Source organism: Dyella marensis (assembly GCF_900112865.1).
In the GTDB taxonomy this organism is placed as follows: Bacteria; Pseudomonadota; Gammaproteobacteria; order Xanthomonadales; family Rhodanobacteraceae; genus Dyella_D; species Dyella_D marensis_A.
The window spans coordinates 19,957-44,256 of the sequence record NZ_FONH01000026.1 but is presented as its reverse complement, the minus strand read 5'-3'; the positions used below and the strand labels follow the sequence as shown (position 1 = coordinate 44,256).

At 69.1% G+C, this 24,300-nt stretch carries 18 protein-coding genes; 3 read left to right on the top strand and 15 right to left on the bottom strand.

All coding sequences use genetic code 11. The annotated features are described in order from the left end of the window. Positions 1-441 precede the first annotated feature (441 nt). The 13 genes from ilvA to BM172_RS20200 all read right to left on the bottom strand — a co-directional run bounded on the left by ilvA (position 442) and on the right by BM172_RS20200 (position 16,961). On the bottom strand, positions 442-2,013 hold the full coding sequence (ilvA, locus tag BM172_RS20260) for a threonine ammonia-lyase, biosynthetic (protein ID WP_026633362.1): 1,572 nt from the start codon (positions 2,011-2,013) through the stop codon (positions 442-444). Then, complete coding sequence (ilvN, locus tag BM172_RS20255; protein WP_026633363.1) at positions 2,010-2,258, bottom strand: acetolactate synthase small subunit; 249 nt, start codon at positions 2,256-2,258, stop codon at positions 2,010-2,012. Before ilvN ends, ilvA begins: the two co-directional genes overlap by 4 nt. A gap of 11 nt (positions 2,259-2,269) precedes the next feature. Beyond that, on the bottom strand, positions 2,270-4,147 hold the full coding sequence (gene ilvB, locus BM172_RS20250) for a biosynthetic-type acetolactate synthase large subunit (protein WP_026633364.1): 1,878 nt from the start codon (positions 4,145-4,147) through the stop codon (positions 2,270-2,272). 212 nt (positions 4,148-4,359) lie between these two features. After that, positions 4,360-5,379: a ketol-acid reductoisomerase gene (gene ilvC, locus BM172_RS20245; RefSeq protein ID WP_035322243.1), complete on the bottom strand. Its 1,020-nt coding sequence runs from the start codon at positions 5,377-5,379 to the stop codon at positions 4,360-4,362. Continuing rightward, complete coding sequence (gene ilvD, locus BM172_RS20240) at positions 5,376-7,082, bottom strand: dihydroxy-acid dehydratase (RefSeq protein ID WP_026633366.1); 1,707 nt, start codon at positions 7,080-7,082, stop codon at positions 5,376-5,378. Before ilvD ends, ilvC begins: the two co-directional genes overlap by 4 nt. Positions 7,083-7,277: 195 nt before the next feature. After that, positions 7,278-8,375, bottom strand: coding sequence for a 3-isopropylmalate dehydrogenase (gene leuB / locus BM172_RS20235; protein ID WP_026633367.1), 1,098 nt, complete (start codon positions 8,373-8,375; stop codon positions 7,278-7,280). Further along, complete coding sequence (leuD, locus tag BM172_RS20230; RefSeq protein WP_026633368.1) at positions 8,372-8,956, bottom strand: 3-isopropylmalate dehydratase small subunit; 585 nt, start codon at positions 8,954-8,956, stop codon at positions 8,372-8,374. Before leuD ends, leuB begins: the two co-directional genes overlap by 4 nt. Beyond that, positions 8,953-10,368 carry a 3-isopropylmalate dehydratase large subunit gene (leuC, locus tag BM172_RS20225; protein WP_026633369.1) on the bottom strand — a complete coding sequence of 472 codons (1,416 nt, stop codon included), beginning with the start codon at positions 10,366-10,368 and terminating at the stop codon, positions 8,953-8,955. The genes leuD and leuC overlap by 4 nt, the downstream gene beginning before the upstream one ends. Further along, on the bottom strand, positions 10,365-11,306 hold the full coding sequence (locus tag BM172_RS20220) for a branched-chain amino acid transaminase (protein WP_026633370.1): 942 nt from the start codon (positions 11,304-11,306) through the stop codon (positions 10,365-10,367). Before BM172_RS20220 ends, leuC begins: the two co-directional genes overlap by 4 nt. After that, positions 11,303-12,910 carry a 2-isopropylmalate synthase gene (locus tag BM172_RS20215; protein WP_026633371.1) on the bottom strand — a complete coding sequence of 536 codons (1,608 nt, stop codon included), beginning with the start codon at positions 12,908-12,910 and terminating at the stop codon, positions 11,303-11,305. Before BM172_RS20215 ends, BM172_RS20220 begins: the two co-directional genes overlap by 4 nt. Positions 12,911-13,585: 675 nt before the next feature. Further along, complete coding sequence (gene thrC / locus BM172_RS20210) at positions 13,586-14,911, bottom strand: threonine synthase (RefSeq protein ID WP_026633372.1); 1,326 nt, start codon at positions 14,909-14,911, stop codon at positions 13,586-13,588. Then, positions 14,908-15,900 (bottom strand): homoserine kinase, encoded by a 993-nt coding sequence (locus tag BM172_RS20205; RefSeq protein ID WP_026633373.1) that lies wholly within the window; start codon positions 15,898-15,900, stop codon positions 14,908-14,910. Before BM172_RS20205 ends, thrC begins: the two co-directional genes overlap by 4 nt. Further along, positions 15,897-16,961 (bottom strand): homoserine dehydrogenase family protein, encoded by a 1,065-nt coding sequence (locus tag BM172_RS20200; protein WP_090423624.1) that lies wholly within the window; start codon positions 16,959-16,961, stop codon positions 15,897-15,899. Before BM172_RS20200 ends, BM172_RS20205 begins: the two co-directional genes overlap by 4 nt. A gap of 253 nt (positions 16,962-17,214) precedes the next feature. On the opposite strand from BM172_RS20200, the gene BM172_RS22905 reads away from it, so the two are divergent. Together BM172_RS22905 and BM172_RS20195 are read left to right on the top strand one after the other, a co-directional pair. Continuing rightward, positions 17,215-17,349, top strand: a complete 135-nt coding sequence (locus tag BM172_RS22905; protein ID WP_269320403.1) for a hypothetical protein — start codon at positions 17,215-17,217, stop codon at positions 17,347-17,349. Between the two features lie 77 nt (positions 17,350-17,426). After that, a complete protein-coding gene (locus BM172_RS20195) occupies positions 17,427-17,948 on the top strand; it encodes a DUF2501 domain-containing protein (RefSeq protein WP_026633375.1) in 522 nt (173 codons plus the stop codon). A gap of 181 nt (positions 17,949-18,129) precedes the next feature. On the opposite strand, the gene BM172_RS20190 is transcribed toward BM172_RS20195, so the two are convergent. After that, on the bottom strand, positions 18,130-20,115 hold the full coding sequence (locus BM172_RS20190) for a bifunctional 2',3'-cyclic-nucleotide 2'-phosphodiesterase/3'-nucleotidase (RefSeq protein ID WP_026633376.1): 1,986 nt from the start codon (positions 20,113-20,115) through the stop codon (positions 18,130-18,132). Positions 20,116-20,360: 245 nt separating this feature from the next. Here BM172_RS20190 and BM172_RS20185 point away from each other — a divergent pair, with 245 nt between their 5' ends. Further along, a complete protein-coding gene (locus tag BM172_RS20185; RefSeq protein WP_331279763.1) occupies positions 20,361-22,043 on the top strand; it encodes an LTA synthase family protein in 1,683 nt (560 codons plus the stop codon). A 112-nt stretch (positions 22,044-22,155) separates the two neighbouring features. On the opposite strand, the gene BM172_RS20180 is transcribed toward BM172_RS20185, so the two are convergent. Continuing rightward, the gene (locus BM172_RS20180) at positions 22,156-24,177 is read right to left on the bottom strand and encodes an alkaline phosphatase family protein (protein WP_026633378.1); all 2,022 of its coding nucleotides are present in this window, start codon (positions 24,175-24,177) and stop codon (positions 22,156-22,158) included. Positions 24,178-24,300 lie beyond the last annotated feature (123 nt).

Genomic DNA, 24,300 nt, shown 5'->3' with positions numbered 1-24,300 from the left:
GCCCCTGTTTCCAGGGTTGGACTCGTCTCAGGGGAGGGACGAGGCCACGCAATCCGCGGTCCGTGCGGCTTGCGCTCTCTTCCGGGAGCACCGGAAGAGAACCGGCGCCGGACCGCCCGGGCAGGGGGCGGACACGGCAAAAGCTCGCCGGGGCGGGGCGGCAGGCCGCCTTTCCCGGGTATCTGAAGGGATAAACGCAGGGAGGGGTGTACCCCCCTACCTCTGGGGCTACTCAGTTCCCAGGGATGAACCCTTCTCCCTCCGGCGACCCGAAGGTAGTCCCCGTGGGAGAGCACGCGGGGAGCGCACATGGATGTGCGCGGCTCTGAGGAGCGAGGAAGGTGCCGGCAGGTGGATGAGGGTTCGGCCGGAGCGATGCACGTCACTCTTGCGCTCCGCCCGTACCCTCACCCCAACCCCTCTCCCGAGGGGAGAGGGGCTTCAGGGCGAGGCTTCGCGCAGGAGCAGGCGGTAGGCGGGGTTGCCGCTTTCGTCGCGGCAGGGGTAGCCCAGCTGGGCCAGGAACTGCTCGAACATCGCGCGCTCGCCGGCCGGCACCTGGATGCCGACCAGGATGCGGCCGTAGTCCGCGCCATGGTTGCGGTAATGGAACAGGCTGATGTTCCAGTCCGGGTGCATATGGCCGAGGAAGCGGGTCAGCGCGCCGGGGCGCTCGGGAAACTCGAAGCGGTACAGCAGCTCGTCGTGGGCCAGCGGGGAGCGGCCGCCGATCATGTGGCGCAGGTGCAGCTTGGCCAGCTCGTCGTCGGTGAGATCCAGCACGCCGAAGCCTTCCGCGGCGAAAGCGGCGGTCAGCGCCTCGCGCTCGTCGCGCTGGCGGATCTGGATGCCGACGAAGATATGCGCGCTGGCCGCATCGCCGATGCGGTAGTTGAATTCGGTGATCGAGCGCTGGCCCAGCGTCGCGCAGAAGCGGCGGAAGCTGCCGCGTTCTTCCGGGATGGTCACGGCGAACACCGCCTCGCGCTGCTCGCCCACTTCGGCGCGCTCGGCCACGAAGCGCAGGCGGTCGAAGTTGAGGTTGGCGCCGGAGACGATGGCGACCAGGGTGGCGTCGTCGAGCTGGTGCGTGGCCGCGTACTGCTTGAGCCCCGCCAGGGCCAGCGCGCCGGAGGGCTCCGGCACGCTGCGGGTTTCCTGGAAGACGTCGCGGATCGCCGCACAGATGGCGTCGGTATCGACGCGCAGCATGGCGTCGACATGGCGCTGGCACAGCGCGAAGGTTTCCGCGCCCACGCGCTTGACCGCGGTGCCGTCGGCGAACAGGCCCACCTCGTCCAGCGTCACGCGTTCGCCTTGCTCCAGCGACTGCGCCATCGCGTCGGAGTCGACGGTCTGCACGCCAATCACCTTCACCTCGGGCCGCAGCGCCTTGATATAGGCCGCCACGCCGGCGAGCAGGCCGCCGCCGCCCACCGGCACGAACACCGCATGCAGCGGGCCCGGATGCTGGCGCAGGATTTCCATGCCCACGGTGGCCTGGCCGGCGATCACGGCGGGGTCGTCGAAGGGATGCACGAAGGTGTAGCCGTGCTGTTGTTCGAGCCGCGCGGCCTCGGCCTGCGCATCGCTGTACGAATCCCCGGCCAGCACCACCTCGACCCAGGCGCCGCCGAGGCGGCGCACCGCATCGATCTTTACCTGCGGCGCGGTCACCGGCATCACGATCACGGCGCGCAGGCCCAGCTTCGCCGCCGCCAGCGCCACGCCCTGCGCATGGTTGCCGGCGGAAGCGGCGATCACGCCGCGCGCGCGTTGCGCCGCGTCGAGCCCGACCATCTTGTTGTAGGCGCCGCGCAGCTTGAAGGAGAACACCGGCTGCTGGTCTTCGCGCTTGAGCAGCACGCGCTGGCCGAGCCGTGCCGACAGCAGCGGCGCCGATTCCAGTGCGGTCTCCCGCGCCACCTCGTAGACCCGCGCCGCCAGCGTGCGGCGCAGCAGGTCGTGGTCCGCTTCTTCCGTCGGCGGCCGGTGCGCGGCCACCGCGTTCACTGCAGCGCTTCCGCGGCGGGATGGCTGACCTCGATCACGTCCACCAGCTTGCGCGTCTGCTTGATCAGCTGGTCCACCGCCTCGTCGGCGCCGTGCATCACCAGGGTCAGTTGCGAGACGGCCGGGTCTTGCGTGGCGGCCACGGTGAGCGAGTCGATATTGAAACCGCGCGCGGAAAACAACCCGGCCACGCGCACCAGGGCGCCGGCTTCGTTCTGCAGCAGGATGGAAAGCGTGTGTTTCATGAGTCTCTCGATCAGAACATGTCGCTGGCGGCGCCGTCGGCCTGCACGGCCTGGCGCGAGGCGATGTGATCGCCGGTAATCATCTGCGCGTAAGTGGCGCCGGGGCCGACCATCGGATACACGCCGGCATCCGGGTCGATCATCACCTCCAGGAAGGCCGGGCCCGGGTGGGCGAGGAAGTCGGCGATGGTGGCCGCCAGTTCTTCCCTGCGCTCCAGGCGGCGTGCCCACTCGAAACCGTCGGCCTGCGCGGCCTTGATGAAGTCCTTGCGGTGCAGGCTCTTGTCGGAGGAAGCGAAGCGGCCGCGGAAGAACAGCTTCTGCCACTGCCGCACCATGCCGTCGCCGATGTTGTTGAGCACGACGACTTTGACCGGCAGGCCGTAAGTGGTGACGGTTTCCAGCTCGCCCAGGTTCATGCGGATGCTGGCGTCGCCGTCGATATCGATCACCACCGCGCCAGGCCGCGCGAACTGCGCGCCGATCGCCGCGGGCAGGCCGAAGCCCATGGTGCCCATCGAGCCGGAGCTGAGCCAATGGCGCGGCTCGCGGAAGTCGAAATACTGCGCCGCCCACATCTGGTGCTGGCCGACGCCGGTGCTGATCACTGCGTGGCCTTGCGTATGGCGGTTGATCTCCTCGATCACCGCATAGGGCTGGATCAGCGGGCTGGCGCGGTCGTAGTCCAGCGCGTGCACCTGTTTCAGTTCCGCCACGTGGCGATGCCAGGGTGCATAGCGTGCGGACAGCTGCTCGCGCCAGCCGTGGCGTTCGCCCCAGGCGCGCAGCTGCGCAAGCGTGCGCGTCAGGTCGCCCGTATGGTGCCAGTCGACGCTCTTGACCTTGCCGATCTCGGCCGGGTCGATGTCGATCTGCGCGATGAACTTCGCCTGCGGCGCGAACTTGTCCGGCACACCCGCCACGCGGTCGTCGAAGCGCGCGCCCAGCGTGAACAGGAAGTCGCAATCCTCCACCGCGTAGTTGGCATAGGCCGTACCGTGCATGCCCAGCATGTGCAGGGCCAGCGGCTCGGTGGTGTCGTAAGCGCCCAGGCCCATCAGGGTGGTGGTGACGGGCAGGCCGTAGTCGGCGACGAAGGCGCGCAACTCATGGGAAGCGCCGGAGGCGATGGTGCCGCCGCCGGCGTAGATCAGCGGACGTTTGGACTGTGCCAGTGCCTCGAAGAAGGCCACGCATTGCGCGTCGTCCAGGGTGGATTGCTCCAGCCGCTGCAGCCGCGCGCGATAGCCGGGCATCGGCAGCAGGCCCTCGCCGTGGAACGGCAGCAGGGTGTTCTGTACATCCTTGGGGATATCCACCACCACCGGCCCGGGCCGGCCGCTGCGCGCGATCTCGAACGCGGTGCGCAGGGTGGCTTCCAGCTTCTCGGCGTCGGTGACCAGGAACACATGCTTGGCGCAGGCGCTCATGATGTTGGCGATCGGCGCTTCCTGGAACGCATCCGAACCGATCGCGGTGGTCGGCACCTGGCCGCACAGCACTACCATCGGCACCGAATCGGACATCGAGTCGCGCACCGGCGTCACCATGTTGGTGGCGCCGGGGCCCGAGGTGACGATGGCCACGCCGACCTTGCCCGAGGCACGTGCGTAGCCGGCCGCCATGAAGCCCGCGCCCTGCTCGTTGGCCGGCACGATCAGCGGCATCGGCTCGCCGCCGCTGGGCCCGATATGCGTGGCGTTGTAGCGGAACACCGCGTCGTACACCGGCAGGATGGCGCCGCCCGAATAGCCGAACAGCACGTCCACGCCCTCGTCGGCCAGTACCTGTACCACCACCTCGGCGCCGCTCATGCGCAACGCATTGAGGGGATGGGTGGCGTCGTCTTCGGGGACAGCGTCGTAGGTGTGCGGCAGCAGCGCGTTCATGGTGAAGCGGGTTCCTTTGGATTGAGCCTCGCGCCCGCAGGATGGCGAGGTAAAGCCCCTCTCCCTTCGGGAGAGGGGTTGGGGTGAGGGTACGGGCGGAGCGCAAGAATGATGTGCACCGCTCCGGCCGAACCCTCATCCGCCTGCCGGCACCTTCTCCCGGAGGGAGAAGGGGGTACGCCGTGAGCTTGAGGTACTAAGCGCGAGCTGGCTCAGCCCACCTTCTTCAGCGGCTCGCCGGCCGCCTTGGCGGCACCCGCCTGCAGCCAGGACATGCGCGCGCGCAGCTTGGCGCCGACCTGCTCGATCGGATGCTCCAGGTCCGCCTGCTTGAAGCGCTTGTAGTTGGGCAGGCCGGCCTGGTACTCGGCGATCCAGTTGCGCGCGAAGGTGCCGTCCTGGATATCGGTCAGCACATCCTTCATGCGCGCCTTGGTACCGGCGTCGATCACCCGCGGGCCGCTGACGTAGTCGCCGTACTGCGCGGTCTCGGAGACGAATTCCAGCATGCGCGCGATGCCGCCTTCGTAGAACAGGTCCACGATCAGCTTCAGCTCGTGCAGCACTTCGTAGTAGGCGATCTCCGGCTGGTAGCCGGCTTCCACCAGGGTCTCGAAACCGGCCTGCACCAGCGAGCTGGCGCCGCCGCACAGCACGGCCTGTTCGCCGAACAGATCCGTCTCGGTCTCTTCCTTGAAGTCGGTCTTGATCAGCAGCGCGCGGCCGCCGCCGATGCCGTCGGCATAGGCCTTGGCCTTGGCCTCGGCCTGGCCGGTGACGTCCTGGTGGATCGCCCAGATGCTGGGCACGCCGCGGCCGATCTCGTACTCGCGGCGCACCAGCGCGCCCGGACCCTTCGGCGCGACCAGGATCACGTCGATGTCCTCGCGCGGGGCGATCTGCTTGAAGTGCACGTTGAAGCCGTGCGCGAACAGCAGCGCGGCGCCGGCCTTGATGTTCGGCTCGATCGATTCCTTGTACAGCGCCGGCTGCACCATGTCGGGCGTCAGCACGGCGACCAGGTCGGCGCCGCGCACGGCTTCGCCCGGCTCGGCCACGGTGAAGCCTTCCGCGCTGGCGCGTTCCCACGAGGGGCCGCCCTTGCGCAGGCCGACCACGACGTCCAGGCCGGAGTCGCGCAGGTTGAGGGCGTGCGCGCGGCCCTGGCTGCCGTAGCCGAGCACGGCGATGCGGGCGTTGGCCAGCGTCGGGTTGGAAGTGGTGCTGCTCATGCGGTGACTCCTTCGGTAGCGGTGACTTGGACGTGTTTGGGGGTAGCGACGGATGTTTCGGGGTGCGTATTGGCGCCGTCGGAAGCGGAGCCGACCAGGCGCGCGTACTTGGCCAGCGCGCCGGTGGTGACCTTGGGTGCGGGTGGCGTCCAGTGCTGGCGGCGCTCGGCCAGATCGGCGTCGGTGGCGATTTCGCGCAGGCCGGCATCGATGCGGATGCGGTCGCCGTCGCGCAGCAACGCGATCGGGCCGCCGCGCACCGCTTCCGGCGCCATGTGGCCGACCATGAAGCCGTGGGTGGCGCCGGAGAAGCGGCCGTCGGTGATCAGCGCAACGTCGTCGCCCAGGCCGCGGCCGATCAGCGCGGCGGTGACGCCGAGCATCTCGCGCATGCCCGGGCCGCCGGCCGGACCTTCGTTGCGGATCACGATCACGTCGCCCTTGGCGATGCGGCCCTGCTGCACGGCGGCGAAGGCCTGCTCCTCGCTTTCGAACACGCGGGCGGTGCCTTCGAAATGGGTGGCGCCCTTGCCGGCAAGCTTGAGGATGCAGCCTTCCGGCGCGAGGTTGCCGTACAGGATCGAATAGCCGCCGCGCGGCTTCAGCGGCTGGCCGACCGGCAGGATCACGTCCTGCTGCTCCGCGCGCGGCGCCGCCGCGGCTTCCTCGAACAGGCTGCGGCCGGTGACGGTCGGAACGTCGTCCAGCATGCCGGCGGCGATCAGTTCCTGCGCCACGCGCGCGGCGCCGCCGGCGCCGAACATTTCCACCGCGGTATAGCGGCCGCCCGGCAGCAGGTCGGCGATCACCGGCGTGTGCTTGGAGGCCGGCTCGAAATCTTCCAGCGTCCACGGCGCACCGGCTTCGCGCGCGATTGCCAGCAGATGCAGCACTGCGTTGGTGGAGCCGGCGGTGGCGGCGACCATGCGCGCGGCGTTGCGCAGCGAGGTGCGATTGATCAGCGCGCGCGGCGTGCGCTGCTCGCGCAGGCAATCCATCACCAGCTCGCCGCAGCGGCGTGCCGCCGCGGCCTTGGCCGGATGCGTGGCGGGAATGTCGTTGAAACCCATCGGCGACAGGCCCAGCGTGGTCAGCACCATCGCCATGGTGTTGGCGGTGAACTGGCCGCCGCAGGCACCGGCGCCCGGGCAGGCATCGCGCTCGACCGCAGCCAGCTCGGCGTCGTCGATCTTGCCGGCGCCATGCGCGCCGACCGCCTCGAACACCTGCTGGATGGTGATCGGATGCGCATCGTGCGTGCCGTGCGCGATGGTGCCGCCGTACAGCGCGACTGCAGGGATATCCAGGCGCGCCATCGCCATCGCGGCGGCGGGGATGGTCTTGTCGCAGCCGCACAGCACCACCATCGCGTCCAGGCAGTGGCCGTCGACGGCCAGCTCGATCGAGTCGGTGATCACCTCGCGGCTGATCAGCGAGGCGCGCATGCCGGGCGTGCCCATGGCAATGCCGTCGGTGACGGCGATGGTGTTGAACTCGATCGGCGTGCCGCCGGCGGCGCGGATGCCTTCGGCCACCTGTTCGGCCAGCTCGCGCAGGTTGAGGTTGCAGGGGCTGACGTTGGACCAGGTATGCACCACCGCCACCAGCGGCTTGGCGATGGCGCCGTCGTCCAGCCCGGTGGCGCGCAGCATCGCGCGCGCGGGGGCGCGGTCGGCGCCGGTCTTGATGAGGTCACTGCGCATGGAAAGACAAACTCCGGGTTGCGGTACATCGGTGGCTGCGATGGGTTGCTCCCCCTGCGCGCAGGGGCACGCGGGACAGGGCGCGGGGAGTGGCGTTCACCCGGGGCGGAGTGAGCGACGCCCTCATATCCCGCTGCACGCAGGGGGAAGCAGACGGCACGGAGGCCGCGCTGGCGCGAACCATGGGGACATGGCTCAGCCGCACGCGCGCGCTCCGCTGAAAAAGGCTTCCGAGTTGGCGACGTGTTCGTCCAGCGCGGCCACCACGGCTTCGCGGATCGCCGCGGTGCCGGCGTCGCCGCCGATGTCGCGGCTGCGCGGGCCGTGCTCCAGCACGTGCTCGACCGCCGCTTCCACTGCGCCGGCTTCTTCTTCCAGGCCCAGCGAATGGCGCAGCAGCATCGCCGCGGAGAGGATCGCGCCGACCGGATTGGCCACGCCCTTGCCGGCGATGTCCGGCGCCGAACCGTGGATCGGCTCGTACAGGCCGCGCGCGCCTTCGCCCAGCGAGGCGGAGGGCAGCAGGCCCAGCGAACCGGCCAGGGCGGCGGCTTCGTCGGTGAGGATGTCGCCGAACAGGTTCTCGGTGACCACCACGTCGTAGCTGGCCGGCTGGGTCAGCAGCAGCATCGCCATCGAATCGACCAGCTGGTGCTCCAGCTTCACGTCCGGATAGTCGGCGGCGATGCGCTGCACCGTGCTGCGCCACAGGCGCGAGGTTTCCAGCACGTTGGCCTTGTCCACCGAGGTGACCTTGTGGCGGCGGCCGCGCGCCAGCTCGAAGGCGCGGCGCACCACTCGCTCGACTTCGACCACGGTGTACTTGCACTCGTCGGTGGCGGTATCGACGGTGCGCGTCTTGGCGCCGAAGTAGGCGCCGCCGGTGAGCTCGCGCACGAACAGCACGTCGACGTTGCGCAGCTTGTCGTCCTTCAGCGGCGACAGCGCGGTGAGCGCCGGATGCACCTGCAGCGGACGCAGGTTGGCGTACACGCCCAGCGCCGCGCGCAGCGCCAGCAGGCCCTGCTCGGGACGCACCGGCGCGGACGGATCGGACCACTTCGGCCCGCCGACTGCGCCCAGCAGCACCGCATCGGCGGATTTGCACGCGGCCAGAGCATCGGCCGGCAGCGGTTCGCCGGTGGCGTCGATGGCGCAGCCGCCGATCAGGTGTTGCTCGTAGTCGAACGTATGGTCGTAGTGGGCGGCGACGGCGTCCAGCACGGCGACGGCGGCGGCGGTGACTTCCGGACCGACGCCGTCGCCGGGCAGGGTGACGATGCGGGCTTTCATGCGGCTTGCTCCAGATGCTGTTCGTAGTGGGCGATGGCGTCGTCGTGCTGCAGCAGGTAGCCGAGCTGGTCGACGCCGTTCAGCAGGCAGTGGCGGGCGAAGGGTTCGAGCTGGAACGGAATGCGGCCGCCGTCGGGCAGGGCGATGTACTGGCCTTCCACGTCGATGCTCAGCTCGGTTCCGGGGTGATCCAGCAGCCAGCGGTGCTCGGCATCGGACACCACGATGGCCAGCAGGCCGTTCTTCAGCGCGTTGTTGCGGAAGATGTCCGCGATCTCGCTGCACAGCACCGCCTGGATCCCAAAGTCCAGCAGCGCCCACGGCGCGTGCTCGCGCGAGGAGCCGCAACCGAAGTTGCGCCCGGCGACCAGGATCGCGCAGCCCTTGGCCTGCGGCTGGTTCAGCGGGAAGGCCGGGTTGTCGCTGCCGTCCGGCAGATAGCGCCAGTCGTTGAAGCACAGCTTGCCCAGGCCGGCGCGCTCGGTGGTGGTAAGAAAGCGCGCGGGAATGATGCGGTCGGTGTCGATGTTCTCGTCGGCCAGGACTGCGGTACGCGAATGGATGCGGGTGACGGCTTTCATGCGGCAGCGGCCTCGTTGACGTATTCGCGCGGGTCGGCGATGGAGCCGGCCAGCGCGGAAGCGGCGGCGGTGGCCGGACTGGCCAGCACGGTGCGCGCGCCCTTGCCCTGGCGGCCTTCGAAGTTGCGGTTGGAGGTGCTGACCACCAGCTGGCCCGGCTGCGCCAGGTCGCCGTTCATGGCGATGCACATCGAGCAGCCCGGCACGCGCCACTCGGCGCCGGCCGCGGTGAACACCTGGTGCAGGCCTTCGCGCTCGGCGTCGCGGCGCACCGCTTCGGAACCCGGCACCACCAGCATGCGCACACCTTCGGCGATGCGGCGACCGCGCAAGATCGCGGCGGCCTCGCGCAGGTCGGACAGGCGCGAGTTGGTGCAGCTGCCGATGAACACCACGTCCACCGGCGTGCCCTGCATCGGCTTGCCGGGCTGGGCGCGCATGTAGTCCAGCGCGCGGGTTTCCTGCGCCGAGCGCGCGGCCGGCACGGGAGCGTCCATGGCGATGGCCATGCCCGGATGGGTGCCGTAGGTGACGGTGGGCTTGACCTTGCTCGCGTCGATACGCACTTCGCGGTCGTAGCTGGCGCCGGCGTCGGTGCGCAGCGCGCGCCACTTGGCCACGGCCGCATCCCACGCCGCGCCCTGCGGCACGCGCGGACGGCCCTTCAGCCAGGCGAAGGTGGTGTCGTCGGGTGCGATCAGGCCCGCGCGCGCGCCGGCCTCGATCGACATGTTGCAGACCGTCATGCGCTCGTCCATCGACAAGGCCTCGATGGCTTCGCCGCGGTATTCGATGACATGGCCGGTGCCGCCGTCGACACCGATCTCGCCGATGATGTGCAGGATCAGATCCTTCGCGCCGATGCCCTTGGGCAGCTGGCCGTCGACATGGATCGCCAGCGTCTTCGGCTTGCGCTGCAGCAGGCACTGCGTGGCCATCACGTGGCCGACCTCGGTGGTGCCGATGCCGAAGGCCAATGCTCCAAAGGCACCGTGGGTGGAGGTGTGGCTGTCGCCGCATACGATGGTCATGCCCGGCTGGGTGGCGCCCAGCTCGGGGCCGATCACGTGCACGATGCCGCGCTCGCTGCTGTCCCAGCCGTGCAGCTCGACGCCGAACTCGCGGCAGTTCGCTTCCAGCTGGGCGACCTGGGCCTTGGCTTCCTCGTTGGCGTAGGGGCGCTCGCCCTTGTCGTTGGCGGGCAGGGTCGGCGTGGAGTGGTCCAGCGTGGCCAGCGCGCGATCGGGGCGACGCAGCTTCAGGCCGCGCTCGCGCAGTTCGCTGAAGGCCTGCGGCGAGGTGACTTCGTGCACCAGGTGCAGGTCGATGTACAGGATGGCCGGCGTGTCGGCGGTTTCGGGCGCGACGACGTGCGCGTCCCACAGTTTCTCGAACAGGGTGCGCGCGCTCATGCGGCCACCTGCTCGGCGGCCTGCACGTGCACGGGCGCCAGCCAGCCCCAGCGGTCGTCGGTCCTGCCATCGAACAGGCCGAAGAAGGCGTCCTGCAGCGCACGGGTGATCGGGCCGGGGCGGCCGGTGCCGACCGGCTTGCGGTCGACCGAGCGCACCGGGGTGATCTCGGCGGCGGTGCCGGTCATGAACACTTCGTCGGCGGTGTACAGCGCTTCGCGCGGCAGGTCGCGTTCCTCGACCTTGATGCCGAGGTCTTCGGCCAGCGTCATCACCGTGTCGCGGGTGATGCCGGCCAGGATGCCGGCGCTGGTCGGCGGGGTCAGCAGCTTGCCGTTCTTGACCACGAACACGTTCTCGCCGGCGCCTTCGCTCAGCAGGCCGTTGTGGCCGAGCGCGATGCCTTCGGCGTAGCCGCCGCGGCGCGCTTCCAGGCCGATCAGCTGGCTGCTCAGGTAATTGCCGCCGGCCTTGGCCCAGCTCGGCACGGTGTTCGGCGCCGGGCGCTGCCACGAGGACACGCACACGTCGGCGCCCTGCTCGCGCGCATCGCCCAGGTAGGCGCCCCATTCCATCGCCATGATCGCCACGTCCACCGGCGCGCCCGGCTTGGCCAGCACGCCCAGGCCGCCGGCGCCGCGGAACACGATGGGACGCACGTAGGCCGAGCCCATGCGGTTGGCGCGGATCACTTCCATGCAGGCGGCGTTGATCTCGTCTTCGCTGTAGCCGACCTCGATCTCGTACACGCGCGCCGACTCGAACAGGCGCCGCGTGTGGTCGGCGAGGCGGAAATAGGCCGGGCCCTGCGGCGTGGCATACACGCGCTCGCCCTCGAACACCGAGGAGCCGTAGTGCAGCGCGTGGGTGCTGACGTGGACCGTGGCTTCGGTCCACGGCTTGATCTGGCCGTTGTGCCAGAGAAAGGGCGTGGTCATGCGGTGGCTCCTTGGACTTGCGGTTGCGCGGCGGCGGACGGGGCGGCCTGCCGCTCGATGCGGTTGACGATGGAAAGCGCGGCCAGCGCGGTGGCCTCGACGATGTCGGTGCTGACGCCGTTGCCGCGCCAGTTGCGCGCGGCGTGGCGCGCGGTGAGCTGGGCCTGGCCCTGGGCGTCGCCGCCTTCGCTGACGGCGCGCACCTGGAACTGGGTCAGCTCCAGGTCGGTGCCGGTGGCGCGTTCCATCGCGCGCAGGACCGCGTCCACGGGACCGTCGCCGATGGCGGCTTCGCCGATCTCGCGGCCATCGTCGTGGGCCAGCCGCACCGAGGCGGAGGCGCTGCCGCCCAGGTGCGAGGAACTGTTCAACTGCACGATCCGCCAGGGGCCGGCAGCGTCCGGATCCTGGCCCAGCGCCAGCGCTTCCAGGTCTTCGTCGTGGATTTCGCGTTTCTTGTCGGCCAGCGCCTTGAAGCGCGCGAAGATGTCGTCCATCGCGGCTTCTTCGGGCGTGTGGCCCAGCGCCTGCAGGCGCGAGCGCAGCGCGTGGCGGCCGGAATGCTTGCCCAGCACCAGCTTGGTCTCGCCCATGCCGACGTCCTGCGGACGCATGATTTCGTAGGTGCCGCGGTGCTTGAGCATGCCGTGCTGGTGAATGCCCGACTCGTGCGCGAAAGCGTTGTCGCCGACGATGGCCTTATTGCGCGGCACGGCCTGGCCGGTCAGCTGGGTCAGCAGGCGCGAGGTCTGCACCAGGCGGCGCGCGTCGATGCGCGAGTCCACGCCGAAGTAGGGGCCGCGCACGCGCAGCGCCATCACCACTTCTTCCAGCGAGGCGTTGCCGGCGCGTTCGCCGATGCCGTTGATGGTGCATTCGATCTGCCGCGCGCCGGCGCTGACCGCGGCCAGGCTGTTGGCGACGGCCATCCCCAGGTCGTCGTGGCAGTGCGAGGAGAACACCACGCGCTCGGCGCCCTTCACGTGCTTGCGCAGGTAGGCGAAGCGTTCGGCGATTTCGGCGGGGGTGACGTAGCCGACCGTGTCCGGCGCGTTGACCGTAGTGGCGCCGGCGGCGATGGCCGCGCTGAACACTTCGGCCAGGTAGTCCGGCTCGGTGCGCATGGCGTCCTCGGCGGAGAACTCGACCTCGTGGCACAGCGCCCTGGCGCGCTCGACGGCAGCGATGGCGGTGTCGATCACCTGCTGCTTGCTCATGCCCAGCTTGTGCTCGCGATGCAGCGGGCTGGTCGACAGGAACACATGGATGCGCGAGTGCTGCGCGGCTTCCAGCGCGCGGCCGGCGGTGTCGATGTCGGCGGCCTGGCAGCGCGCCAGCGCGCAGACGGTGGAGTGGCGAACCGCCTTGGCGATGTCGGCGACGGCGGCGAAATCGTCCGGCGAAGCCTGCGGAAAGCCCGCTTCCATCACGTCCACGCCGAGCGCCTCGAGCGCGTGCGCCATGCGCAGCTTGGCGCGGCGGTCCATGCCGAAGCCTGGCGCCTGTTCGCCGTCGCGCAGGGTGGTGTCGAAGATGCGCACGCGGTCGTCGGCTACTACGCCGTCCTCGCTGCTGTCGTTGCTGTGCTGGGTTTCGTGATTCATGTCGGCTCCGCTGCTGGCGCTGCGCCGAGGGCAACAAAAAACCCCGCATCCTGTTCGGGTGCGGGGTTCTTTGGGGTATTCAGGTCAGTTTTGCTTTACCTGGACACACGCCCTCAGCCCGCACCTCCGTTGGTAATAAGGAGTACGAGTACAAGGGCAAGAAGGAGGTTGCCGCGCAGCCGCAGCAGGCCTGGAACCGCTGGAGGGCGGGTCCTTTCGGCGATGCTTGCGGTGGTGTTGCGTTGCGACATGTCATCGACCCTAACGGGGCTCGTCAGGGCGTGTCAACAGTTTCTTGTGTAATGATCGAAAAAAACTGACTCGATCACATTTGGACGTCCAGATGGCCGGATGGGATGAGAGCGCCATTCGGCGCCGATTCCGCGCATGTCGGCACACATGGAGGAAATGGCTGAAATCCAGACTATTCCTACAGGCGTGTGCGAAGGTCGGCAGGGAAGTCGACGCGCATCAGTAGATTGCGTGGACTGGTACGACGGTCGATCCGCACTACCATGCCATGCCGTACGGTCCATTCGGACTCTGCTTTGCCGGGCCAAAACACGGATGTGGCGGGGCACAAAAAACCGACTCGACGTAGGTTGGGGTGAGCCGAAGGCGAACCCCAACAGACCTCACGGTTAAAGGAGAGGCTCGTTGGGGTTCGCCTGCGGCTTACCCCAACCTACGGACGTGAGCCGGTTGCGGGAGCAGCCACTGCTTGAGCGCGTCGTCGCTGGCCTCGATCGCTTCGGCCTGGGCCGGTCGCGCCAGCATCGCTTGCAGCGCCGGGGGCACGGCGACGCCGCGGCCGATCAGCGGTTCGACCACGCTTTCGAACTTCGCCGCATGCGCGGTCGACACCACGGCCCAGTCCGCTTTTTCCTGGCGCAGGTCGAGCCGGTGCATCGCCGTCGCCGTGTGCGGGCAGAACACTTCGCCGTGCTCCAGCGCATGCCGGCGCACCGTGGCGCGGATGGTGTCGTCGTCGACGCTGTGCGAGGAGAGCTGGCCGCGCAGGTCGTCGTCGTAGGGAAAGGTCCAGCGCAGGCGCTCGAAGTTGCTCGGTGCGCCGACGTCCATCGCGTTGGCCAGCGTGGCGACCGCGGCGCGCGGCGCATAGGGCGTGCCGGCGAAGTAGTCCGGCAGCGTCTCGTTGGCATTGCAGGCCAGCTCGATCGCGCCGACCGGCAGCCCCATCTCGCGCACCCACACGGCGGCCAATGCATTGCCCAGGTTGCCGGTGGGCACGATGAAGTTGAGCGGGCGGCGATGCTCGCGCCACCAGCGCAGCGAAGCGTGCGCGTAGTACGCCATCTGCGGCAGCAGGCGGCCGAGGCTGATGCTGTTGGCGGAGGACAGCGGCCGCTGCGCCTGCAGCGCCGTGTCGTTGAGCGCGGCCTTGACCATGCGCTGGCAATCATCGAAGCGGCCGGCCACGCGCAGGGCGCGTACGTTGTCGCCGAAACAACCGAGCTGGTGCGCCTGGCGCGGCGAGACCAATCCATCCGGATAGAGGATCACCACCTCCACGCCGGGCTGCCGGTGAAATGCGGCCGCCACCGCCGCGCCGGTGTCGCCGGAGGTGGCGACCAGGATGGTTAGCGGCGCCTCGCCGGCCTTGCGCAGGCGGCGGAAGCAGCTGGCCAGGAAGCGCGCGCCGAAATCCTTGAAGGCCGCGCTGGGCCCATGGAACAGCTCCAGCATCGCGGCGCCGGGGTGCTGCGGCAGCGGCCGCAGCGGCGCGTCGAAGCAGAAGGCCTCGGCGCAGATCGCCGGCAGTTCCGCGGCCAGCGCATGGCCGGCGAAGAAGGGGCGCAGCAGGCGTGCCGCCGTGTCGGCGAGCGTGCCGTCGGGGTCGAAGTCGTCCGGGCGCCGGCTGGGCAGGGCCTCGGGCACATACAGGCCGCCGTCCGGCGCGAGGCCGGCGGCGATCGCCTCGCCGATGCCGGCGCCGTGCGCGGCGCCACGCGTGCTGTGATAGAGCAGGGGTTCGCTCATGCCTTGCGCTCCACGTCGATCAATGCGGCGCTGGGACCGGCGATCGGCGAGACCAGCGTGTCGCTGTCCAGCCCCGCCTCGGCGAAGGCCGCGGCCATCGCGGCGGCGGCGGCCTTGGCTTCGTCGCGCTGCTCGAACCAGCCGAACACGCTGGGGCCGGCGCCGGAAATGCTCGCGCCCATCGCGCGATGGTCCATCGCCGCCTGCTTCACCCGCGCGAAGCCAGGGATCAAGGGTGCGCGGCGCGGTTCCACCAGCACGTCGTTCAAGCCTTCGCGTACCAGCCCGGCATCGCCCTGCCAGCAGCCGGCGAGCATGAGCGAAAGATTCGCGCTCTGCGCGACGAACTCGCCCAGCTGATAGGCGCCGGCCAGCGCGGCGCGCGCCTTGCGCGTCTCCAGCACCATGTGCGGATGGACCAGGGCGCAATGCCAGGCGTCCGGCACGGGCACGCGCACCAGGCGGTCGCGCGTGGCCAGCACCAGGCCGCCGAGCAGCATCGGCCCCACGTTGTCGCCGTGGCGGCCGCCGCTGGCCACGGCTTCGCCTTCGAGCGCGAAACCGTACAGCGACTCCATCGGCAGCGGACGTTCCAGCAGCGCATTGGCGGCCACCAGGGCAGCCACGCAGGACGACGCGGAACCGCCCATGCCCGAACCCAGCGCGATGCCCTTGTGCAGCACCAGTTCGAAGCCATGGCGCAGCCCCAGCGCCTTGCGCAGGGCCATCAGCGCCATGCCGGCGGTGTTCTGCGCGGGATCGAGCGGCAGGTCGACGACGCAGCCTTCGATGGCGGCGATGCGCACGACGGGCTCGTCGATGCGGCGCACCCGGGCGCGGTCGCCGGCGCCGGCCACGCTGTGGCCGAGGATGTCGAAGCCGATGCCGACGTTGCCGACACTGGCCGGCGCGAGGGCCTGGGCGGAAAGAGCGCGTTGGGGAGAGCGGGCCATCGGTTCCGGATTCTGAGCAGCGAGCTGGGCGTTCATGCGCGTGCCTCCAGCGACTCGGCGATGCGCAGCAGGTCGCCGAACACGCCCGCGGCCGTCACTTCCGGCCCGGCGCCCGGTCCCTGCACCAGCAGCGGATTATCGTGGTATCGGCGCGTGGTGAATTGCACCACGTTGTCGGTCAGGCGCGTGTGCGCGAAGGGGTGGGAGGCGGGCAGCACGGCCAGTTTCACGCTGGCGCGGCCGTCGCGGTCCAGGCTGGCGACGTGGCGCAGCACGCCGCCCTCGGCGCGGGCGATGGCCAGCTGGGCGGCCATCGGGGCGTCCAGTTCGTCCAGGCGCGCCATGAAGGCGTCGGCGTCCAGCGCGGCCAGTTCGGCGGGCACCAGGCTCTGCACGTCCACGTCGTCCAGCGACAGCGCCCAGCCGGCTTCGCGGGCGAGGATCACCAGCTTGCGCGCCACGTCCAGGCCGGACAGGTCGTCGCGCGGATCGGGCTCCGTATAGCCCAGCGCATGCGCCTCGCGCACCAGCGCGGAGAACGGCCGGCCGCCGTCGTGGCGGTTGCACAGCCAGGCCAGCGTGCCGGAGAACATGCCGTCGACGGCGAGCAGCTCATCGCCGGTGTCGAGCAGGTCGCGCAGCGTCTGCACTACCGGCAGGCCGGCGCAGACCGTGGCTTCGTAGCGGAAGCGCGCGCCGGCATGGCTGGCCGCGCGGATCGCCTGCCAGCGCTCCAGCGGGCCGCTGCCGGCGAGCTTGTTCGGGGTGACCACATGCACGCCCTCGGCCAGCCAGCCGGCGTAGTGCGCGGCCACCTCGTCGTTGGCGCTGCAGTCGATCAGCAGGGCGTGGCGGCCGTCGTCGCCAAGCACGTGGCGGGCGAACTGGCGCAGGTCGGCGGGGCGCCAGATCTGGGCGCGGTCGCAGCGGCGGTTGAGGTCCGGATCGTCGCAGTCCAGCCACATGCGCTTGCTGGCGGCCACGCCGCACAGCTTCAGTTCCAGGCCGGATTCGGAAAGGCGCGTCTGCGCCGCACGCAGTTGGGTGAGCAGGGCGCTGCCGACACGACCGGGGCCGATCAGACCCACGGCCAGCATGCGGCGGCGTGGAGTGGTCGTCGGCAGCGCCCGGACAAGCACGGGGTGTTTGGGATGTTCGAGTTGAGGGGCGAGGGCGTTCACAGAGGTCTCCTTGAGTTGGGAGCCCCGTCTCTCGCTGGCGGTTCGGAGTGGCCCGGCCCGCCTCTTCGAGGGGCGGGGCCGTTGCGTGTGATGAAGCTACTCGCGCGCGGACACCCACCCGTGGCCGGTGGTACCGGTACCGGTGGTAATAATCGTGGCGGAGGAAGCGATGGCGCCGGCCAACGGCATGCGCCCGGCGTGGACCGGGCTGGAAAGCATGCGGATGGAGGCAGGAAGCGGCGACATGGGATCGACCATACGGGCCATGCTGCACCGCAGTCAACAGGTGCAACTGAAACTTTAGGACTCGACCCCGGTGACACCCACGTAACGAGACGAAGTGTTGAATCCCCGCGATCTCAACAACCAGGAGCCTTCCTCATGAACAAACGCATCCGCGGTATCGCCGCGACCGGCCTGGCTCTCGGCCTTGGCCTGGCCTGCGGCACGAGCAGCGCCCAGGACCTCGGCAAGCTCGGCGGACTGCTCGGCGGTGGCGGCGGTTCGATGAGCTCCGGCAGCATGGGCAATGTGGCCGGGCTGCTGCAGTACTGCGTGAAGAACAATTACCTCGGCGGCGATTCCGGTGCGTCGGGCATCAAGGATCAGTTGCTGGGCAAGCTCGGTGGCGGTGCGTCGGCCAATGGCAGTGCGTCATCGGGCGGCGATGTGCTCGGTGGCCTGATGGGCAAGAAAAAGAAGAGTTCCGGCCAGCCTACGAGCGGCGATCCCACGCGCGATCCGAGCTATCTCAGCGGCGCCAGCGGCATTCTGCAAGGGAAGAATGGCAAGAGCCTGGATCTGTCCAGCGTGGGCGGCGGCTCGAGCGACCTGAAGTCGCAGCTCACCACCAAGGTGTGCGACACGGTGTTGAAGCAGGGGAAGTCGTTCTTGGGGATGTAAGGCTGCCAAGTTGGAATCCTTCTTCCTTCGGGAGCACGCGGGGAGCGCACTTGGATGTGCGCGGCTCTGAGGAGCGAGGAAGGTGGCGGCAGCCGGATGAGGGTAAGGGCGCAGTGGTGCGCTTTGCTCCGCCCGTACCCTCACCCCAACCCCTCTCCCAGAGGGAGAGGGGCTCAAGCAATCACTTCGACAGGTCGATCGCGTACACCGCCGTCCCGTCCCCGTTGTCTTTCACCTGCCGCACATTCTTCACCCCCGCCTCGCGCGCCTCAGCTTCCTTGCCCGCGGCGCCCTTGAACACCACCGGCCCGCGCGTCTTCACCGGCGCGAAGCGCCATGACGCCTTCGGCAGGTCCTTCGCGCTCAGCGTGCGCTGGCGCTCCAGCCATTTGGCCAGGATCTCGCGTGTGCCGTCCGGCGCGGCCAGCACGATGTTCTTGCCGTCCAGCCCCGGGAAATTGCCGCCGCCGCTGGCGCGATAGTTGTTGGTCACGATCACGAAGGGCTGCTTCGGGTCGACCTTCCTGCCCTTCCAGCGCAGGTCGACGATGCGCTTGCCGGCCGGCTTGGTCACATCGATCACGTAGCTGATGTCGCCCTGCAGCTGGTCGAAGTTGTAGCCGGGCATGCGGTCGTTGAGCAGCGGCTGCTCGGCGGTGGTGGACGGATCGATCTGGCGGAAACGCTCGGCCGACTTCTCCAGCCACGCCTTCAGCCCGGCGCCGTCGGTTTTCACCGCCGCCAGGGTGTTCGGATAGAAGTACAGGTCGGCCGCGCTGCGCAGGCTCAAGGGGCCGGCCGGCACGTCGGTGTAGTCGTCCGGGCCGCCGAAGCCGGTGCGGAACGCGGCGGCCGCGGCCACCACGGGCACGTTGGCCAGTTCCGGATGGGTCTTGGGCAGTTCGGCCTGCACGTAGGCGCGCTCCGCGGCGTTGACCACCGAAAGCGCGGTCATGTTGCCCACGTCGGAAAAATAGCTGCTCAGGCGCAGGCGGGTCTCGCCGATCGGCGTGCTGACATGGGCCACGGCGGCCTCGTGCGCCTTGGCGACGAGCGGGGCGATGGCCGCGTCCGCCGGCACGCAGTCGTCCTTCTTGGTGCAGATCGGGCGGACTTCGCTGTGGGTGTGCTCCTTGTCGACGGTCCAGCGTCCGTCGCGGCGTGCCAGCGCCAGCTCGACCACGCCAAGGTCCTTGCCGAAGAAACCGCCCATCACCGCTGGCACGCCGCGCACGAAGCCGCGTTCGGCGTCGACCTCCTGCATGTCCTTGTAATGCGGACCGGGAAATTCGGTGTGCGAATGGCCCAGCAGCAGCACGTCGATGCCGGGCACGGCGGCGAGGTGCCAGCCGCCGTTCTCCATGTCGGAGGTATAGGCGGCCGTGTTGAGGCCGCCATGGAGCACCGCCACGATCAGGTCCGGGTGCTGGGCCTGCAGTTCGGGCAGGTATTTCTTCGCCGCCTCGACCACGCCCGTCACGGTGACCTTGCCTTCCAGGTTCTGCTTGTCCCATTCCAGGATCGGCGGCGGGGTGAAGCCGATGATGCCCACGCGCAGCGGCACGCTGCGCTTGCCGCCGCCGGGCGTGTCGACCTGGATCGACTTCTCCACCACCGCCCACGGCTTGAAGATCGGCGCGCCGTCGCGGGCGCTGAACACGTTGGCCAGCACCAGCGGGAAATGCGGGCCGGCGCAGCGGTCGCTGCGGCCGCCGTCGACGTTCATCGGCGTGCCGGTGACCTGCGACAGGAACGGCAGGCCGTAGTTGAACTCGTGGTTGCCGGCGGTGCCGCCGTCGTAGCCGACCGCATCCATGGCGGCGTAGATCGACAGTTCTTCGTTGCAGCCGAGCGGCTTCACCTGCGCCTGGTAGTCGGCCAGCACGCTGCCCTGGATGGTGTCGCCGCTGTCGAACAGGAAGCTGTTCGGATACTGCTGACGGGCCTGGCGGATCAGCGTGGCGGTGCGCTCGTAGCCCACCGTCGCATCGGGCTTGAGCTTGTAATAGTCGTAGCTCAGCACATTGGAGTGGATGTCAGTGGTCTCCAGGATCGCCACCTGGGCATGGCTGCCGTCCGGCACGCGGCCCGTGCGGGCGCTCTGGGAGGCGCAACCGGCGAGCAGCGCGGCGGCGAGGACGGCAAAGGGGAGATGGCGGAGCGGCATGGGGATTCCCTTCAAACGAAAGCAAGCCGCGCAAGCTAGCAGATCGGCATGGCGGAGGACGCCTCGCCGGGCCTTCGAAACCGGGCAACGGCGGCTGAACCCTAGCCCGTCGCCGCCTGCCCGTTACCTCTGGTTCTGTCTGTGAAGGAAATGAGAACGTAAGATGGCGCCCTGATGACAGACCGGCCGGAACAGGGGGCCAACGCAACATGCAGAGAGGGTCGTTTCGCATTACGCGGAACAGCGTGGCGTGGCTGTGCGCAAGCCTGTTCTTCGCCGGCTGCGTGCGCGCCACCGCCGGCCAGGAGCCGGTGCTGCAGCAGCAGGGTTTCGTCTTTGCGCTGATGCTGTGCACCTGTGGCGTGCTGCTGTTCGCCTTCGCGCGCGTGGCCATGGCGCTGGTGGTGACGGGCGCGCTGTTCCTGGGGCTGGACTTCATTTCGGAGATCAAGCAGCAGTATCTCGACGCGCCGCTGATGCCGTCGGACTTCGTCTATTACCTGCGTTCCAGTCTGGTCGAGACGCTGGCGCACTATCCGCACCTGTGGGAACTGGCGGCAGGTGTGGCGGTGCTGGTGCCGCTGGGCCTGTGGCTGGTGTGGCGCGGCGATCGCCGCATGCTCGGCAACCTGTCGCGGCCGAAGGCGTTCGCCGTGCGTGTCGGCGGCGCCGTCGCCTGCGCGCTGGTGTTCTGGATCTGCCTGCTGCCGAACGGCCCGTTTGCCCAGGTGCATGCGCGCAATGCGTGGCAGAAGCTGTCCGACGACGCGCAGCTGACCAACTTCTTCGTCAACCTGCAGGACTCCAACGTCGCGCTGCCGCCGATGACCGACGACACGCTGGCCGAGCAGGAGTGGGGCGCCACTGCGCACGGTGGCCTCGGCACGGCGCAGCAGCCGTACCCCGACATCGTGCAGGTGCTGGAAGAGAGCACCTTCGACCCGTCCAACTTCGCCGTCTGCAACGTGCCGCAGTGCCGCGTGCAGATGTTCAAGCCGGACAAGTACACCCTGGCGCACGGCCCGCTGCGCGTGCACACCTTCGGCGGCGGCACCTGGGTCAGCGAGTTCGCCGTGCTCACCGGCATGCCGCAGGACATCTTCGGCCCCGGCGGCATGTATGCGCCCTACGTGCTGGCGCCGCATGTGCGCGACTCGCTGCCGCAGCAGCTGCAGCGCCTGGGCTATCTCACCGTGGCGATCTATCCGACCAACGGCGCCTTCCTCAACGGCCGCAACGCGTATACGGCCTATGGCTTCGAGCAGTTCTACGACGCCAAGGATCTGGGACTGGAGGAGTGGGAAGAAACCGACGCGCAGATGTTCGACGCCGCCAAGCGCGTCTACGACAAGGTCAAGAAGCCGGGCCAGCCGGTGTTCGTGATGATCCTGACCCTGGCCCAGCACGGCCCGCACGACCTGGACCCGCTGTCCTCGCTGCCGGCGCCGTTCAACCGGCCGCTGCTCAAGGGCCTGGCCGAGAAACCGGCGCTGAACTTCAATACCTATCTATCCAACCTGCACAACTCCGACCTGGCGATGACCCAGCTGGAGAAAGCCTTCCTGGATCGCCCCGAGCCCACCGTGCTGATGCACTTCGGCGACCACCAGCCCTCGTTCGATGGCCTGATCCGCCAGATGGAGCGCAGCTGGCCGCCGGCGCTGCAGCCGTACAAGGACTACCTGTCGTACTACATGATCAAGAGCAACGTGCCCGGCCGCAGCTTGCCGAACTACCCGATGCTCGATATCGCGCACCTGCCGAACATGGTGCTGCAGGCGGCTGGCGTGCCGATGGATCCGTATTTCTCCGCGGCGACGGTGCTGCGCGAGCGCTGCAAGGGCCTGTACACCGATTGCATCGACCAGGATCTGGTGAAGTCGTATCACGGGTGGATCTTCAATCACCTGCACGTGTACGAGGAATAATCGACGCCCGGCGTAGGTTGGGGTGAGCCAAAGGCGAACCCCAACATCGGCACGTTCAAACGCATCGCACCGTTGGGGTTCGCCTTTGGCTCACCCCAGCCTACGCGTGTTGTCAGTGCCGCTCGGGCTTGGCGTAATCGAAATACGTCCAGCGCTTGCCGTCCGCACTTTCCAGCTGCTTCAGCTGCAGGCGGAAGGTGTAGCTCGAGCCCTGCAATGTGCTGCCGTCCACACGCTGCATGCTCAGGCCGGTGGACGCCTGCGCCGGGCGCAGTTCGGTCGGCGTCACGCGATAGCTGTCCGCCGCCTTGCCCAGCGTGCCGCCCAGCGCCTCCTGCAGCACGCGCCCCTGCGCCTGCGGGAGCTTCAGGCCAAGCAGGGCCGCAATGGTCGGCGCCACGTCGACGTTGCCGCTGGGCAGCGCGTCGCGGAAGCCGCCGCGGAAGCTCGGGCCGGCGGCGAGCAGGGTGTTGTGCACGTCGATCGGACTGAAGCTGCCGTGCTCGCCGCGCTCGCTGGGCGATTCGGGGAAGACGGTGGAGTACTCGGTACCGCGGAAGCCCTGGATGGTCGCGTCGGCATCCCAGGCGTAGCTGACGATGATGTCCGGACCACGTGCCGCGTTCTCCAGGTGCACGTTCTCCGCCGGCAGCGTGCCAGGCAGGTTGCCGTAGCGCTTGGCCACGAACACCGCCGCCACATACTCGCGCGACTGCAGGAAACGCACGGCGCGCTTCACTACGTCGGCGTCGTGTTCCGGCTGATAGAAGTATTCGGTGCCGCCGTTCGGCGCCAGCACCAGCGCGCCCTTGGGCAGCGTGTCGGGCACCACATAGCTGGGCGTGGTGTAGGCCATCGGCTTGCCGCACACGCGGCCGTCGTCGTCGTAGCGGGTCGGCTGCTGCTGCGAGCCATCGGCGCGGATGCCGGTCATCACCGGCGAGTACACGCAGCCCAGGCCGTCGAAGGCGGGGATGCCGCCGCGCGTGGTCAGCTCATGCGCCATGCGGATGCCGCCGGAGACCGAATAACCCCATTCGGCGTCGACGCCGGCCACGCGGCCGTCGTTGATCTGGCGCAGCGGGAACAGGTCGGTCGGGCCGGCGATATTGCTGTGGCCATGGTCGGAGACCACGATGATGTCGGTGTCTCCGGCCATGCCCAGCTCGCGCAGCTTCGCTTCGAGCTGGCCGAGCAGCGCATCCTGCGCCTGCAGCGCGAGATGGAACTCCGGCGAACCGACGCCGTAGATGTGCTGGGTGGTATCGGGATTGCGCATCCACACCACGCTCAGGTCCGGCTTGTGCCTGGGCAGCACCTGGTCCAGGTAGACCTTCATCATCCACTCGTTCGCCGCGCTCGGCGGCGTATCGCCGCCGGCGGTGGCGTCGCTGGTGGCGCCGTCCTTGAGCTTGGCCGCCTTGCCGCGCGCCGTCGGATCCTCGTCCTCGCCGCGCAAGGTCAGTTCGCCTTCCGCGTAGACGTTCGGCGTGGTCTTGGGCAGCGGGAAGCCGGCGGCCTGCAGCTCCTTGGCGAAGGACAGCGGCAGCGCGGTGCGCTCGTCCAGCAGCAGGCCGACCTTGTCCGGGTCGCCCTGGTTGGGCAGGCGGTAGTTCTGCAGGAAGGCTGCGCCGGACTTGCCGATGGCGGCGGTCTTCAAGCCGGCTTTCTGCGCGGCGGCGAACAGCGTGGGCAGTTCCAGCAGGTCGCCCTTGCTGGCCTTGTCCAGGGCGCGCAGCACCAGGTCGTCTTCCACATAGACCGGGTTGCGGAAGTTCACGTCCTCGCCAGTGGTGGTGCGGGCGACCGGCGTGGTCTTCAGGCCCGTCTCGCGCGAGGCCCAGAAGCGGTTGCCGTAGAAGCCCAGCGTGCCGGGGAAGCTGCCGGTGGCGAAGGTCGAGGCGTTCGCCATGGTGAAGGTGGGATAGGTCGAGTGGTTGTCCTCGAACCAGGTACCGCGCCTGGACAGCGCCAGCAGGTTGGGCGTGTCCTCCTCGCTCACCGCGTCGGGGCGCATGCCGTCCCATACGAACAGGATCACCCGGTGCGGGGCCGCCAGGGCGGGGCTTGCGTAGATGGCGGTCAGCAGCAGGGCGGCCGCGGTTTTCAGGGCGCGGCGATGGAGCGGGAGCATCGGGAACCTCGGTGGATGGGGTGGAGCAGGCCGGCCATGCTGGGGAAGGCATGTTGCAGTTTGGTGTCGGCCTGGCGGAACGCGTAGGTTGGGGTGAGCCGCAGGCGAACCCCAACATGGCCG

Excerpts from the sequence above, each read along its gene's own strand:
- ilvN (WP_026633363.1), bottom strand. The coding sequence starts at position 2,258 with ATGAAACACACGCTTTCCATCCTGCTGCAGAACGAAGCCGGCGCCCTG.
- ilvB (WP_026633364.1), bottom strand. The coding sequence starts at position 4,147 with ATGAACGCGCTGCTGCCGCACACCTACGACGCTGTCCCCGAAGACGAC.
- ilvC (WP_035322243.1), bottom strand. The coding sequence starts at position 5,379 with ATGAGCAGCACCACTTCCAACCCGACGCTGGCCAACGCCCGCATCGCC.
- ilvD (WP_026633366.1), bottom strand. The coding sequence starts at position 7,082 with ATGCGCAGTGACCTCATCAAGACCGGCGCCGACCGCGCCCCCGCGCGC.
- leuB (WP_026633367.1), bottom strand. The coding sequence starts at position 8,375 with ATGAAAGCCCGCATCGTCACCCTGCCCGGCGACGGCGTCGGTCCGGAA.
- leuD (WP_026633368.1), bottom strand. The coding sequence starts at position 8,956 with ATGAAAGCCGTCACCCGCATCCATTCGCGTACCGCAGTCCTGGCCGAC.
- leuC (WP_026633369.1), bottom strand. The coding sequence starts at position 10,368 with ATGAGCGCGCGCACCCTGTTCGAGAAACTGTGGGACGCGCACGTCGTC.
- BM172_RS20220 (WP_026633370.1), bottom strand. The coding sequence starts at position 11,306 with ATGACCACGCCCTTTCTCTGGCACAACGGCCAGATCAAGCCGTGGACC.
- BM172_RS20215 (WP_026633371.1), bottom strand. The coding sequence starts at position 12,910 with ATGAATCACGAAACCCAGCACAGCAACGACAGCAGCGAGGACGGCGTA.
- thrC (WP_026633372.1), bottom strand. The coding sequence starts at position 14,911 with ATGAGCGAACCCCTGCTCTATCACAGCACGCGTGGCGCCGCGCACGGC.
- BM172_RS20205 (WP_026633373.1), bottom strand. The coding sequence starts at position 15,900 with ATGAACGCCCAGCTCGCTGCTCAGAATCCGGAACCGATGGCCCGCTCT.
- BM172_RS20200 (WP_090423624.1), bottom strand. The coding sequence starts at position 16,961 with ATGCTGGCCGTGGGTCTGATCGGCCCCGGTCGTGTCGGCAGCGCCCTG.
- BM172_RS22905 (WP_269320403.1), top strand. The coding sequence starts at position 17,215 with ATGGCGCCGGCCAACGGCATGCGCCCGGCGTGGACCGGGCTGGAAAGC.
- BM172_RS20195 (WP_026633375.1), top strand. The coding sequence starts at position 17,427 with ATGAACAAACGCATCCGCGGTATCGCCGCGACCGGCCTGGCTCTCGGC.
- BM172_RS20190 (WP_026633376.1), bottom strand. The coding sequence starts at position 20,115 with ATGCCGCTCCGCCATCTCCCCTTTGCCGTCCTCGCCGCCGCGCTGCTC.
- BM172_RS20180 (WP_026633378.1), bottom strand. The coding sequence starts at position 24,177 with ATGCTCCCGCTCCATCGCCGCGCCCTGAAAACCGCGGCCGCCCTGCTG.